The 14708-nt window shown below is 42.6% G+C and carries 12 protein-coding genes and 2 pseudogenes; 7 read left to right on the top strand and 7 right to left on the bottom strand.

The window, feature by feature from the left end:
• Window positions 1–5 precede the first annotated feature (5 nt).
• A complete protein-coding gene (locus HWQ58_RS29020; protein WP_292870830.1) occupies window positions 6–395 on the bottom strand; it encodes a hypothetical protein in 390 nt (129 codons plus the stop codon).
• Window positions 396–774: 379 nt separating this feature from the next.
• Window positions 775–1881: a saccharopine dehydrogenase NADP-binding domain-containing protein gene (locus HWQ58_RS29025; RefSeq protein WP_292870832.1), complete on the bottom strand. Its 1107-nt coding sequence runs from the start codon at window positions 1879–1881 to the stop codon at window positions 775–777.
• A 196-nt stretch (window positions 1882–2077) separates the two neighbouring features.
• Here HWQ58_RS29025 and HWQ58_RS29030 point away from each other — a divergent pair, with 196 nt between their 5' ends.
• Window positions 2078–2404: a class I SAM-dependent methyltransferase gene (locus HWQ58_RS29030; protein ID WP_292870834.1), complete on the top strand. Its 327-nt coding sequence runs from the start codon at window positions 2078–2080 to the stop codon at window positions 2402–2404.
• A 150-nt stretch (window positions 2405–2554) separates the two neighbouring features.
• Here the strand turns inward: HWQ58_RS29030 and crtD are convergent, their stop codons facing one another.
• Together crtD and HWQ58_RS29040 are read right to left on the bottom strand one after the other, a co-directional pair.
• A complete protein-coding gene (gene crtD / locus HWQ58_RS29035; RefSeq protein WP_292870836.1) occupies window positions 2555–4063 on the bottom strand; it encodes a C-3',4' desaturase CrtD in 1509 nt (502 codons plus the stop codon).
• A gap of 234 nt (window positions 4064–4297) precedes the next feature.
• Window positions 4298–6502, bottom strand: a complete 2205-nt coding sequence (locus tag HWQ58_RS29040) for a pentapeptide repeat-containing protein (RefSeq protein ID WP_292870838.1) — start codon at window positions 6500–6502, stop codon at window positions 4298–4300.
• Between the two features lie 323 nt (window positions 6503–6825).
• Between HWQ58_RS29040 and HWQ58_RS29045 the strand changes: the two genes are divergently transcribed.
• Window positions 6826–7029 (top strand): hypothetical protein, encoded by a 204-nt coding sequence (locus HWQ58_RS29045; RefSeq protein ID WP_292870840.1) that lies wholly within the window; start codon window positions 6826–6828, stop codon window positions 7027–7029.
• A gap of 266 nt (window positions 7030–7295) precedes the next feature.
• On the opposite strand, the gene HWQ58_RS29050 is transcribed toward HWQ58_RS29045, so the two are convergent.
• Window positions 7296–7472 carry a hypothetical protein gene (locus HWQ58_RS29050; protein ID WP_292870842.1) on the bottom strand — a complete coding sequence of 59 codons (177 nt, stop codon included), beginning with the start codon at window positions 7470–7472 and terminating at the stop codon, window positions 7296–7298.
• Between the two features lie 304 nt (window positions 7473–7776).
• On the opposite strand from HWQ58_RS29050, the pseudogene HWQ58_RS29055 reads away from it, so the two are divergent.
• Together HWQ58_RS29055 and HWQ58_RS29060 are read left to right on the top strand one after the other, a co-directional pair.
• Window positions 7777–8784, top strand: a pseudogene (locus HWQ58_RS29055) (PAS domain-containing sensor histidine kinase); the annotation flags it as partial.
• A gap of 528 nt (window positions 8785–9312) precedes the next feature.
• Window positions 9313–10212 (top strand): annotated as a pseudogene (locus tag HWQ58_RS29060) (ATP-binding protein); the annotation flags it as partial.
• Window positions 10213–10674: 462 nt separating this feature from the next.
• Here HWQ58_RS29060 and HWQ58_RS29065 read toward each other — a convergent pair.
• A complete protein-coding gene (locus HWQ58_RS29065) occupies window positions 10675–10812 on the bottom strand; it encodes a hypothetical protein (protein ID WP_292870844.1) in 138 nt (45 codons plus the stop codon).
• 25 nt (window positions 10813–10837) lie between these two features.
• Between HWQ58_RS29065 and HWQ58_RS38595 the strand changes: the two genes are divergently transcribed.
• Both HWQ58_RS38595 and HWQ58_RS29070 read left to right on the top strand, forming a co-directional pair.
• Window positions 10838–10939: a hypothetical protein gene (locus HWQ58_RS38595; protein ID WP_366838823.1), complete on the top strand. Its 102-nt coding sequence runs from the start codon at window positions 10838–10840 to the stop codon at window positions 10937–10939.
• 291 nt (window positions 10940–11230) lie between these two features.
• Window positions 11231–12793, top strand: a complete 1563-nt coding sequence (locus tag HWQ58_RS29070) for a zinc-dependent metalloprotease family protein (protein ID WP_292870846.1) — start codon at window positions 11231–11233, stop codon at window positions 12791–12793.
• A gap of 819 nt (window positions 12794–13612) precedes the next feature.
• On the opposite strand, the gene HWQ58_RS29075 is transcribed toward HWQ58_RS29070, so the two are convergent.
• A complete protein-coding gene (locus HWQ58_RS29075) occupies window positions 13613–13768 on the bottom strand; it encodes a hypothetical protein (RefSeq protein ID WP_199784718.1) in 156 nt (51 codons plus the stop codon).
• Window positions 13769–13876: 108 nt separating this feature from the next.
• Between HWQ58_RS29075 and HWQ58_RS29080 the strand changes: the two genes are divergently transcribed.
• Window positions 13877–14680 (top strand): SAM-dependent chlorinase/fluorinase, encoded by an 804-nt coding sequence (locus HWQ58_RS29080; protein ID WP_292870848.1) that lies wholly within the window; start codon window positions 13877–13879, stop codon window positions 14678–14680.
• Window positions 14681–14708: the final 28 nt, after the last annotated feature.

Below are 14708 nucleotides of genomic sequence, written 5' to 3' on the forward strand. Positions count from 1 at the left end.
ATTCCCTATTTACCTGTTACTTTTTCAATAACTTCTTTCGCTTTTTCGCCAAAACTTTCTGGAGGATTTTGTTCTTGTTCAGCCTTTAAATTTCTTTCGTAAGTCTTCTCTATAGTATCAAGGTTTTTTGAATCTTTTATTGCTTGCTCATAAGCTTCTTCTCGGTTTTCTTCTTGAATGCCAACACCTGGATCGTATTCGTTAGCACGATTAATTTTTTCTTGAGAATTTGGTTTATACTCTGGCGGTATTAGCTTTAATTCTTCAAGAGTAGTTGCATAACTAGTTTGCTGAACAAAAATGAAGGAACCTGTGAAGCTGATGAAAACCATCAAGCTAAGAACCAAAAAACTTGAACGTAATGCTTGTTTTAAACTTAATAGAATTTTTTGCATGAAAAAAATCTCCTAATCTTTTGTTATGAGCCTTTTTAGGTAGAAAATAGATTAAATATCTTAGGCTCACAGGCATCCTAAGTGTTTAGGTACAGTTCTTTCTTCTACCTCAAGGTATATTAATTTTTAGTTGTTAAGTAATCTTATTTACAAGACTAAAATCCTCGACTTCTTAGAGAAGTCGGGGATCTTGTGGTTCACAAATGATTTAGAGTAGCACAAAGTTGTGTAATCTTACCCGTGTACCTCTTTAAAATGAGAATTGTTATAGTCATAAATTGTTGTGCTTACTAACACACCATTCAGGACTCAAGTTCTGGACTAATAGCTTAATCTACTTAAGTAAAATGATATTTTTACTTTCTTATCGGATAGACACTTATGACCAACTGTGATTAATCTTAATTCCTCGGCTTTGCATTACCTCTTCAAATAAATTTGTTGGTAATGCTTCTTCTACAGGAAAAACTCCGGGTTTTTTGAGTTTACCTTCTAGCAATAATTGGGCGATACTACCTGTGCCATAACCAGAAGCCACAGCTGTATTTTCATGCACTACAGTTGAACAATAAACGGCTGTTTCACCATTTTTCTGCCCTGTAACCTCAGAACGAACTGCTACTCCAATTCCACTAAAATTATTAGTTACATCTGTCATTGAATGGCTGACATGAGACAGAAATTCAATCATGTAACGACGCTGCATTAACCACTTGGGAAAAACGTGTGCCGCAATCCAAGTTAGGTGATTGTAAAAATCGGGAACAGAGCCAAACTTAGTAATTACAGTTTTTACTGATGGGAAGGCTTTGGGCAGTGTAAAGGTTTCTGGCATATCAAACCAGTAAACTCCGGTGCTTCCATAGGGAGGTGGAAACTCAACTACTTCTCTTTCACTATAAGGCTTGACTATTTCCCATTTTCCATCTATCCATGTCTCAAAAGGATACTGTAACCCCAGAAAAGTTGTCCGCATGACTGTAATGCCAGCACCACCCGAACCAGAAACTAAATAACTTAAATGGATCTTTTCGGGTTTATCAAATTGTTCAACTCCCTGGCGTACCATGCTGTTAGAAATACCAGGAAAAATGCCAGTATTAATAATTGCCGTCACACCAGCAGCAGCAGCTTGTTCATGATAATTAAGAGCTTTGCTGGTATAAGAACGGTGGTCGCTAACATCTAGATAATTAACGCCTTCAGCAATACAGGTTTCAAGAACATTAGTATCTCGATAGTGAAATGGCCCAGCACAGTGAATGACTAAGTTAGAGTTTGCGATCGCATCTCGCAGCTTGTCAATTTCTGCCAAGTCTAATATCAAAAACTGCACTTGTCCCCCCGAAGACAAGTTTACAGCTTCCCCAAACTCCGCAGAACGTCCAGTAATCGTAATTTGTGCTTGCGTATGGGTAGCTAGATCCTCGGCAACACTGCTACCAATCCGCCCTCGTCCTCCAAGAATTAAAATGCTGTCTGTCATTACTCCAGATTTGCAACACTAACCTTATTTCATCAGTTTTGCGTCCTGTTTGCCATCGGTTATAAGTATGATTTACCTTTAAATCAAGGTAGAGTTTTCAATTATAGTTAAATTGCTCCCCGTACTAACCTCTATTGATTCTTGATTTGCTAATATGCCAATGATGTCATCAGCGTACTGCAAAGGAACAGCACGTATGGAACAGACAGGCCCAAATTTCTATGATGATGAGGCGGTTTTTACAACCTACATACGCCATCGTCAACGTATAGATAGACCGAACGATACCCTTGAAAAGCCAATGATGATGGATCTCATTCGACCCATTACTGGTAAACGTATCCTCGATTTGGGGTGTGGCGATGCGGCAGTTGGGCGAGAACTCCTTGATCGCGGCGCGGCGAGCTACACTGGTATCGAAGGATCGCACAAGTTGAGGATTTGCGTGAAGCGTGTCCGCAACGCGAACACTTTCAAGACTTGCAAACCTATGAGCGACGAAAACGTATTCCTCTGTTTTTGATATTCGCAGCACGCAAGCCTGGATAGCACAAGCTTATACCAATTCAAAATTCACGCATTCAAAATTCATGCATTAAGAAAGCCAGACAGAAGAAAGGTTTGAGAATATGTATCTGTTGCATTCTTTTTTCAAATTGGTATTATCTAATCTTTAGGCTTCAATTTGCCTAACTACCGTTAGTGCCGAATAACTTACTCCAGCAGTACCTTCCCCTGGATGGGTGGAGTCACCAACTAACCACAAATTCTGGATTGGTGTACGATTAGCAAACCCAAAGGGGCCAAAGGTAGGAATTCTTTGACCAATACCGCCAACTATACCGCGATCGCGGGCTGTGAAATGGGCAAAGGTGCGGGGTGTTGCGGCTTCTTGATAAATAATTGTTTCTGGTTTGAGATAAAAGTATTGGGCAAGACGAGCGATCGCTTCTTGGGTAAACTTTTCTTTTAGTCCTTCATAATCATCAGTCTGCCACCACGGTGCAGGATCGACAAATGAAGAAGCGATAATTGTCGCTTTTCCCTCCGGGGCGCGACCATCTCCAGGATGACTGACAGAAACAAATAGGGAATTATTCTCGCCAATGGGGCCATTGACATCATACAGAAATTGTAAGTGCGGAGGACACCCAAGCGGAATCGCGCTGGCATCTACACCCAAATAGACCACAAAAGCACCCGATGCTTGGGGCAGTTTTTCCACCCGGTTTTTATAACCAGATGGCACTTGTTCTCCTAACAACTGCACCAAATTTTGTACGGTGACGTTGCTAACTATGTGGTCGGCTGCTTCTGTCCAAACTTCGCCAGTTTTCTGATTTCTAATGACTACAGCATTGGCTTTACCGTTTTCTACTTTGATTTTTTCTACTGTGTGGCGCATCAATAGTTTGCCGCCATCTCTCTCTAGGGATTGTACCAAGCGATCGCTTAGTACTTGCATACTTCCCTGGAGGTGAAACAATCCTTGAGGTAGTTGGGATACACTCAACGCTGTGGCTGCATAAAGTAATGCTGTCTCGTCTGCATCTACCTGGGAGTATAGTTTCAGCTGCAAATCCAAAAAAGTTCTCAGTCGTCGGTCATTTCCCAATCCACATAACCGTAAAGCATCTCCTACCGTAAATAAGGTGAAGGGTACGGTAATTAATGTACTCGGACGCACCGCTTGCATTAGCTGCCACAAATCCCATAAATTACGCGGCGGTAGTACCGGATCGCGTCCTTGAAATTGCCAACTAGCATCAAATAAAGTTGCCATCAACTGCCAAAACGGTTCGCTACCAGGAAACTGTTTTTGTCGTTCTTCTTGCCATTTCTCTTGGTCGCGCCAAACGTTGATGGGTGTGGTTTCCCCAGGTAAATACACCGCACAAGCAGGATCGCAAGGCGTTGCTTGTGGCAAATCTATTGACAATTCTGAGAAAATCCGGTGGTGAATTCCCCCTGGTTCCAACCCCGCCACCTGAGTTGCTCCCACATCAAAGGTAAATCCCTGGCGTTTAAAGGTTGAAGCACAGCCTCCTGGTACAAGAGCTTGATCCAAAATTAAGACGCTGTAACCTTTATGAGCTAATAATGCTCCAGCAGTCAGTCCACCTATTCCTGCACCGATGACGACGACATGAGAGTTACTTTTGTCAAGAGAAATGCTGGACATTGATTAGTTTATTTAAAATTCTTAATACTTTTACTTATAATTTTACCTTAATCTCTAAGTTGAATGGGGTCGAAGGGTGCGATTTATCAGTTGAGTCCAATAGAGACCTAACCCCCAACCCCTTCCCTATAAGGGAAGGGGAGTAAGATTTAAAGCCTCTCTCCTCTTAGGAGAGAGGTTTGGAGAGAGGTCAAAGAAGCGCTATATTATCCCGCGATTTAAATCACCGGCGGATCAACCTAAACCCAAAAAATTTGAAATCAACGGCAATAGATTGCTGCATTGTTCAACCAACTTTGCAGCACTGGGTAAACTAGAAATTGTCCCTTTTAAAATCTTTATAGCCGTTTTCGCCGCCTTTTGCATCGCCCCTTCTTGAGGACTTTTCCCCGCTTCAGCTAAGGCTTTCACTTGTTCTAATGCCTCAGCTTTATCTTCTTGCAGTAAATTTGTATCAGCCTCAATTGCTGCTTGCAATTGCGTCAACAATTCCTTAATTCCCAGTTTATCAGGTTCGGAAGATGCTGGTAACTGGTTGATGGTGTTTGTTACTCCACCACTGATTTCACCTAAATTAATTGTTCCCGTTGCATTAAAATCTCTGCCGACATTAATATTGCGGCTGGCATCATTGCTGTTAGTCATATTTTTATTCTCTACTTTATTATCAACTTGAACATTAATCGGCTTATTAGCTAATAATTTTACAATCTCTGCCATCTCTCCACTTTGTTGGCGATAAACGACTATCTGCTCATCTTTAGCTTGTAATTGTGCTTTATATTTTTCTTCTACAGCTTGCAATGCCAGTTGATAACTTTGTGTAAAATCACTATGAATCTTTTCTTTATCAGCACCATCAGGTACACCAACTTTAACTACTACTACGCCATCACCTTTATTTTCAATACTCTGTAGAGCTAATTCTGTGTCTGCATTTTGGTCTTGCACTGTTTGGAAGGCGTTAACAAAAGCTTTCCAGTCTATGCCATTGCGGAAAATTAAATCAACAGTATTTAAAACTTCTTCAAACAGCTTGGTAAATTCTCCTGGTTGAAAGTCGCCACTGCTGGGACGGCGTTCGCGGTCATCAGTTCCCGGCTTTGGATGTTCAAGAAGATAGATAAAGCGACAATCTACATTATCTAATTTGGTTGTACTTTCAATATTCCATGCTTCCACACATGCACCTGTCATTTGAGCACTAGTGAAGTTAGTACCTATAGCTTGAGTGAGAGTTAAATTTGCCCACTCTAAACAACCTCCTTGGAAAGTAGCTTCACGAATATCAGCATCTTTTAGATTTGCTTCTTTCAAGTCTGCGCCTATGAGATTTGCGCCTTTAAGGTTAGCACTAGCGTAGGTTTTTCCTCTACCATTACCAGTTATCAACAAATTTAGAACAGATAGGTTAACTAATATTGTGTGATCAACTCTGGCAAAGTCAAGTTTTTTAGCTTCATAAAAAAGAGTGCGTGTTAAGTTTGTAATTCTCAAATCTGTGTTTTTGAGCGTTGCACCGATTAAATTAGCATCAGTTAAATCAGCACTATAAAAGTTGGTTCCACCTGTAGTAGCAAAAGCAATGATCAATGAGCGAAGCCATGCGTCTTTTTCATTTCCAGCTAAACTACGCCAGCCTATATAAGCAGAAAACAGGATGAAGACGAAGGCGCCGATAAAAGTCTCGATGTCGATGGCAAAGCCAGAGGTGTAAGTGCCAGTGAAGATAGCAAAGGCGACGATGACTGCGGTGGTGAAGGCTCCGGCAAAACTTCCGGCAACGGCGACAGTGACGGCAACAGTAAAGGCAATGGCAAAGACTTCAGTTACAATGAAGATTCCAGCAAAGGCTCCCACAAAGGCTCCAAGACAAGCTCCTCCGAACGCTCTGATAAAGGCTCCTCCCAAGCCTCCGACCAATCCTCCCACAAAAGCTCCAGCAAATGCGAAGGCTCCTAAACCTGCTGTTAAACCTTTGCGAATAGTAACAATAAAAAAGACTGCAAATACAATTAGGTAAACTACCCCAATAAAGAGGTTTTCAGTATTTGTGGCACCAAAAATATCTCCTACAACCAAACTAATGCCGACTGAAAACAACCCTAATAATGCTGACAGCACCCATAAGCCTATAAACAACCAAATTATCCTACTTGTCTGTTGTCCAGCTATAGCACCTCTAAAGTCAGCATTTTTTAGAATAGCATTGGTAAAGTCTACCCCTCGAATATCCGCTTTGCTAAAGTTTGCTCCAGTTAGGTTTTGACCTTTAAAAGAACGTCCTCGAAGATTTTGACCGGAGAAGTCAGCATGTTTTAGAATAGCGTTGGTAAAGTCTACCCCTCGAATATCCGCTTTGCTAAAGTTTGCCCCAGTTAAGTTTTGACCTTTAAAAGAGCGACCTCGCAGATTTTGACCGGAGTAGTCTGGCGGCATAATGACTAATTCGTAATTCGTAATTAAGAAAGTTTGATTAAATCTGGATTTGGGGGTTTGAATCTGGTAACGGATTTTAGAGAATTGGTATTACTGAGATTTTATACAAGTTTGCTGTGCAATATTTCGGGTTTTGGCAAAATAAGGAAAATACAAAAATTTTGGATGCAATACGCTGTAGAAGCGCATAGCTGTGCGCCCTCATCTTTGAATGCTTAAGTTATCATCAGCAATATTGAAGTTGGTGTCACCATACTTAACCTGTAGTTATCAATATTGCAACTGTAGCAGTCTCACAACTTACGGGAGCAGTTCCCGAACTTATGGGAGCAGCTCCTGAACTTATGGGAGTGGCTCCCGAACTTATGGGAGCAGCTCCTGAACTTATGGGAGTGGCTCCCGAACTTATGGGAGTAACTCCCGAACTTACGGGAGCAGTTCCCAAACTTATGGGAGCAGTTCCCAAACTTATGGGAGCAGTTCCCGAACTTATGGGAGCAGTTCCCGAACTTATGGGAGCGGTCTAACTCATGACGGGAGCGGTCTACTTTGCAACATTACTCACTAATTGCGGTATTTCAAGCTCTGCTAATTATTCGGTCATAATACAAGAGCGTAGGTGCAGCCAGTCGTAAACATCCCTTTACCAATACCTTTGAGAAGCGGCATCTGTGCCCAGCGTACTGCAAAGAAACCTAACCCCCAACCCCTTCCCTTATAAGGGGAGTAAGATTCAAAGCCTCTCTCCTCTTCTCTCCTCTTAGGAGAGAGGTCAAAGTGAATCAAGGGCGGATCAACCTAAACCCAAAAAATTTGAAATTAACGACAATAGATTGCTGCATTGTTCAACCAACTTTGTGGCACTGGGTAAACTAGAAATTGTCCCTTTTAAAATCTTAATAGCCGTTTTCGCCGCCTTTTGCATTGCCCCCTCTTGAGGACTTTTCCCAGCTTCTGCTAAAGCTTTCACTTGTTCTAATGCCTCAGCTTTATCTTCTTGCGGTCGTCCCGATATTTGCGTGTCGGACTTATTTAGCGCCCAGAAGAATCATCCAGCACAACAATGGAATCAATTTAATCGCCTGGATTACAAGCTTTGTAAGGCGTAAATTTAATCTTACAGGTTAAAAGTGAGCGAACTGACAGAATCTGGCGCAAGTTCAATAATTATTGCGATTGCAGATGAATCAATCGGTGAATTTTAGGGAAGACTGAGCTTACGTCTTTATTTTCCCTATTTTTCTGTGCTAATTATGAATGAGCAACCGAATTCAATGCCTCCCCTGCGCCGAAGTCTCACTTCACAAGAAACTTGGGGGTTTGGTTTTAGCGGTTTGCTTTTATGGTTAGGGACGGCTCCTGCTATACATGCTGCACTAGGCCCGCAGGCGCTCTGCGTGTGGTTGCCTGGAACCATCATTGGCATATTGCTCAACCTCCAAGTTAAGCGGTTAGGGACATATTTCCCAGAGGTCGCTGGAGGCACCCCAAACTATATGACCCGCTTGCTCCAGCGATTGCCAAACTTGGCTCGCTATGGGGCGATTGGCTACCTGCTCGGCTGGGTCTCTGTTCCGCCTATGGATGCGATTATTCTGACCGATTTAATCAAGGCGAATCTGACTCCACTGGGCATTACCTGTCCAGAGACTCTACTCAGAATCGGGTTTACAGTTCTGCCCTTTATCGTTGCCTTTAGTGGAACTCGCACGCTAGGCATTTTGCACTCTTTCTTTGTATTTCCGGCGATCGGGTTTCTTCTCACCTTTTGTCTCCAAGGCATTGGTTGGTTGAGTTTTGCCCCCACTAGCCCTGGGGTGCTGCCCGATCTGGGAGCAGGCATTTCCCTGATCGATTGGATGAAATGGTTCTTTATCGCCGTCTATGCGGTTTATGGTTGCGAGACGACATCTTCATTTGTGGCAGATAGCCTCCAACCCAGCTTTACCCTACGGTGTTTGCAGGTGACTGCTGGATTGATTCCGATCGTCTATCTCGGTGGCTCATGGGTTTTAATGCGGTTAGCCACAGCCCCCGGATTAGGTGATAGCGCCTATCTCAATCTAGTGGCAGCAGCCCAACCCTTCTGGGGCGCATTCGCCCCCGCTCTTGTCACTTTTCTAATTACGTCAGGGTGTCTCCTTAGCTCTGCAACCCCTGTTTCTAACTGTCCCCGGATTTTGTATCAGTTAGCCAAAGATGGCTACTTACCGCCCGTATTTGCCGTGTTGTCTCGCCGGGGAGTGTTTGAACCCAGCTTAATTTTTACCCTGGGGCTGAGTCTAATTTGCTTGGGGTGGGGCGATGTAGAACGGGTTGTGATGGTGACGGGCACTGGCTATCTGACTTCGATGATGGCAATTCACTTAGGTGAGTGGGTCAGTCGGCGGCGACCAGCAGCCCGATGGCCCTGGTGGTCGCTGGGTTTCTTTGGCATTGAAGCGATTGTTTTGGTAGTGGGCGGATTGGCATGGGGCTGGCAGGACTTAGCCATTGGATTGCTCCTGCCTGGGCTGGTGAGCATAGCAGGCACTCAATTACCGCGTTTGAACGTCTCCCTGTTCCATCCCGATGGGTGGATGCAACGGTATCACCAGCAACCCCATACCAGCAAAACAGATTGGTTGGCATTTCAGGTGATGATCTTAATTGGCTTAGTGTGCAGTGCGGTGAGTATTGGCTGGTGGGTGAGGGCGGGTTTAGATCAGGTGGGTGTGGGGCAACATGTCGCCTTGTTTAGCATTTTGTTAGTGACGGTTGCCTTCGTGGGAGTGGCGATCGCCTGTTGGACTAGTCTGCCCCAAATTGCTGCCATTACTGAAGCCCGAGAACAGGTCGAACGCACACTGCTGGATTTGCAACAAGCCCAAACGCAACTCGTGCAGGCAGAAAAAATGTCAGCATTGGGTAATTTAGTTGCTGGGGTTGCTCACGAGATGAATAATCCTTTGGGCTTTATTTCTGCTACTCTCCAACAAGCTAAACCCACGATTGCTGATATTATTGAACACCTGAAACTCTATCAAGAAAGTTTAATCAAACCGGGTGATGACATTAAAGACCACGCTGAATAAATTGACTTGGATTATAGCTTAAAAGACTTGCCCAAAATGATTGATGGAATGGTCATGGCCTGCGATCGCCTGAAAAATGTCAGCACCAGTCTCCGCACTTTCTCCCGTGCAGATAAAGATTATAAAGTACCTTTTAATATCCATAAAGGCATTGATAGCACAATTTTAATTCTCAAACATCGCCTGAAAGCAAATGAACAACGTCCAGCCATTGAAGTGATAGCTGAGTATGGTAATTTACCTGAATTCAAGTGTTTCTCTGGGCAATTAAATCAGGTATTTATGAATATTCTGGCGAATGCTATTGACGCATTAGAAGAAGCCAATTCTGGGCGGAGTTTTAGAGAAATTAAGGATAATCCCAACCAGATTATAATTACAACTTCAGTGGTAGATGAGAACGTAAAAATATCAATTGCTGATAATGGTAACGGAATAAGTGAAGGAGTCAAAGAAAGAATATTTGACCATTTCTTTACTACAAAAGGAGTCGGGAAAGGTACGGGTTTAGGACTGGCGATCGCTCAGTCTATTGTGGTAGAAAAACATAACGGTTCACTGGTTGTGAATTCTACACTTGGTGAGGGAACTGAATTTGTCATTACCTTACCAATTCTGACTCAGACTCAAAATTAACTTGGTCGAGACTCTGAAATTCTTTAGTCATTATCTCTTCTACTAAATCGACTTCATCAATGACCCGATCAGCCGTTAAGAGTGCAAAAAAAGATAAACGTAAATTGGCAAAGGTATTAAATTTGTAATTTGTAATTAAAAAAGTCACATTAAATCTGGGTTTGGAGGTTTAAATTTGGTGGCGCATTTTAGAGAATTGGTATTACTGAGATTTTATACAAATTTGCTGTATAATATTACATTACGATGTGTAGGGGCACAGCAGTGCCCATTGGTGTCAACTTAAGGTTACGATCAGGCGCTGCATTGCTTACATCCATACCACGCGATCGCTGTCTTTATCCCCCTATATAGTATACAAAGACTACTATCTACATCTCTACTTACCAATTAGATACATTGAGCGACAATGCACAGATTATACGTTTGACGCTCAAAGAATTGGATCGAGTTGCACCGAATTCAATCGTACTTATCGTTAGCAAGAAGAGTAGATGTACTTACGCGGATTGCGTAGGCGTAGCCCGTCGTAGACATCGCTACTTCCACCAGAGCAGAAAACTTAATTTTCAGTTCGGGAACTGTTCTTGATACTGCCAAACTGAGATATCAACTTGGAAAGCAAATGAATGTTGCAAAACTTGACGTTCATGCTTATGTGATTAAAGAGCATGGAGACAGTGAATTTGTCGTTTGGTCTAGTGTATTTATTGGGGAATTCCGTTAACTGAATTTTCCACACCACAAGGAGTAACGCTAGAACAAATTCAGCAAGAGTACGCACAGTTAACTCGTAAACGAGGCTATAACATTTTTGAACGCAAAGGAAATACTAGCTATGGTATATCAACAGTAGTTTGTTAGTTAGTTGATACCATCCTGCGAGATGAAATGCAAATATTTCCAGTATCGGTGAGAGCAGATTATAACTTTTTGTAAAGATTGCCTAGGAAAATACGTAAAGTTATCTGCTTGATACAGAGAAATTAATAGAAGTTTCCTTTAAGGATGAAATTATATGTCAGTATCAGCTTCTTTAGACCTGTCTAAAACTTTCTTCCTCAACAGCTTACTAGGAGCTAATCAGACAATTTATTTAGATTTCGACGGCAATATCACCTCTGGTACTTCCTGGAACACAAGTGAACGTCCGGCTAACATTATCACCCCTGCCTTCGACTTCGACGGCAATACAGCATCCTTTAGCTCGGCTGAACTTGAAAGAATTCAGTATATCTGGCAGCGTGTCGCTGAGGATTTCAGCCCATTTAATGTTAATGTCACAACGCAGGCTCCAGCAGATATTAACGATCTGATTAAGAGCGCCAGTAATGATACTCGCTGGGGGGTGCGTGTTGCGATCGGCGGTAGCAGTTACGATTGGTATGGTAAAGGAGCCGCGGGAGTCGCCCGTGTTGGTTCTTTCAACTCGAATAGTGATACTCCTGCTTTTGTTTTTGCTGATGAAAATGTGTTCGGTGATGAGAATGATACGGCTGATACTATCTCTCATGAAGTAGGTCATACGCTGGGACTCGAGCATGATGGACAAATAACCCCCGCTGAGGAATACTACTATGGACATGGTAGTGGAGAGACTGGCTGGAGACCGATCATGGGATCGGGGTATTACGACGAGCTAGTCCAGTGGAGTAAAGGCGAGTATGCTTCTGCTAACAATACTGAGGACGATTTGCAAATTATTACAACCCAAAATGGGTTCACCTACCGAGCCGATGATTGTGGTGATACAATTGCGACAGCAAAGCCACTAACCATTTCTAGTACGTCTATCAGTGGTAGTGGCATCATTGAGCGCAATACAGATTTAGATTTTTATAGTTTTGTCACAGGTACTGGTCTAATTAGCTTGACAGTGAATCCTTTTAGTCGAGGGCCAAACTTAGACATTTTGGCAGAGCTATACAATTCTGCTGGTACCTTAATTGCATCGTCCAATCCAACAGATTTACTATCTGCAAGTATTACAACAAATGTCGTTGCTGGAAATTATTACCTCAAAATTGATGGTATAGGAAAAGAAAATCCTCTTTTAACTGGCTACACGGATTACGGCAGTTTGGGGCAGTACTTTATCAGTGGTACTCTAAACTTTCCTAATATCCAGCGATGGGCAACTGGCCAAGGCGGGTTTTGGGATACTCAAAAATGGCTAGTCGGCGATTTTAACGCAGATGGGAAAGATGATTTAGTCAACATCTTCAATGATGGGGGTCTAGCTAGTATCGATACTCACTTATCTAATGGTGAGAGTTTTGATAGCCTGCGCTGGGCAACTGGCCAAGGTGGGTTTTGGGATACTCAAAAATGGCTAGTCGGCGATTTTAACGCAGATGGGAAAGATGATTTAGTCAACATCTTCAATGATGGGGGTCTAGCTAGTATCGATACTCACTTATCTAATGGTGAGAGTTTTGATAGCCTGCGCTGGGCAACTGGCCAAGGGGGGTTTGGGGATACTCAAAAATGGCTAGTCGGCAATTTTAACGCAGACGGGAGAGATGATTTAGTCAACGTCTTCAATGATGGGGGTCTAGCTAGTATCGATATACTCATATAAAAAACCAGACTTTGGGATGAAATTGATAGCCAATAGGACTGTAAACCAATCAACACAACTGATTGATTAGACTTCTTGCATGATGAATCAAGACCCCTCACCCTAAATCCCTCTCTCTCCCAAACTTGGGAGAGGGACTTTGAAGTTTACTCCCCTTCTCCCAATATTGGGAGAAGGGGTTGGGGACGGAACCATTAAATTTGAAAGTACATTTACAGATGCAGGTTTGAAAAAATGGTGAATGAATGCTGAACTTGGAGCCAAAATAAGCAAGATTATCGAATTTATTGGCCGAAGTACATTTAGGGATATTTTTTCACCTTCAGTAATTTTAGGTAAGCCTTCAGACCACTCTGGGAAAAACTACTTGTCTTCAATTCTGACTAAACCGAAGCGAGTATGGGCATCGGTTAAGCTGGTATAATCGCTTCCGTGATTGTTGCTGTCTGTGTCATAGCTTTTCTACCTTCCTGTGTATGCAAAACCCAGCCTTCGGGTGTTATAGGTTTTTTTACCTTTATATATAATGTGAAATTATTGTATCGGCTCAATTTTTTCTTTTTTCCACTACCCTGATTTATTGAGCGGATACTAGTGTCTAAAACGCTCAAAATCTAAGCTCAATAAAGGTTTGGGTAATAGCGTAGGCGTAGCCCGCTGTAGGCATCGCACTGCTTGTGAGAAATGCGGGTAAGGAATGGAATAATTCAATTAATTGCAAAACGCTGTTAGAGCGAAACTGCCAGAAAACTCCCTAAAAACAAAAAAAACCCGCCGTAGCGGGTTGCACAACAAAACTATGAACAATGAAAACTTGATTTAGCTGGAATACCTCATTTCAGCTTCCAGTTGACGAATTAGCTGTTCGTCGCCTTTTGCTCTAGCTATTTCCAAGCGATGCTCTAGGCTTCTTTGAATATTGGCTCTGTGAGCTTCTCGTGATTTGCTTATGCTTTGTAGTCTATTTTGATTCATAGTGATTACCTGGTTTAATCTTTCAATTTATGTCTTCTATTCTTAACATAGCACACATTTTGTAGCTGTTGCTACAGAAAATATATTTTTTATATATTTTACCAAAATATGTCTAATAACCAGATAGATGAACCACCACTCGTGACTTTACTGAGCGATTTCGGCGATCGCGATGTTTATGTAGGCATAATCAAGGGAGTCATAGCCCAAATCAACCCCAGACTGACAGTGGTAGACTTAACCCACCAAATTCCGCCGCAAGACATCAAAGCAGCCAGGTTCAGCCTGATGAATGCTTATGCCCATTTCCCAATTGGGACAGTGCATCTGGCAGTAGTAGATCCGGGTGTGGGAAGCAAGCGACGGGCGATCGCAGTAGAATTTGCTCAAGGGTTTTTGGTCGGGCCAGATAATGGTATATTCAGTGGCGTACTCAGTCAAAGTCTGGCGATCGCAGCTGTCGAACTTACAAATCTTAATTATTGGCGAACTCCTCAACCAAGCAAGACTTTTCACGGTAGAGATATCTTTGCACCAGTGGCAGCTAATCTTGCTAGTGGTGTCCCACTCAAACAGCTAGGACAAGAAATCGATCTAGTAAGTTTGGTAAAGCTGGATATAGGCAACTGCAAGCAGACAACAACTGGTGTAGTGGGTTGCATTCAATATATTGACCACTTTGGCAACCTAGTGAGTAACATTCCAGCGAGTTACGTGCAAAACAAAAGTTGGTATGTGCAAGTTGCTGGATTGAGTGTACCAGGCTGTGAAACTTACAGTCAGGTCAAAGTGGGAGAGATAATAGCTTTAGTTGGCAGTCATGGCTGGGTAGAAATTGCCATTAATTGCGGACATGCTCACTCACAATTACAGATTAATTTACAAGATGCGTTAGAAGTCTTGTTTTTTTAAGAAAATCAGACCAGTGAATATTGCTAAA

This window comes from Nostoc sp. LPT (assembly GCF_017115165.1).
GTDB lineage: Bacteria > Cyanobacteriota > Cyanobacteriia > Cyanobacteriales > Nostocaceae > Nostoc.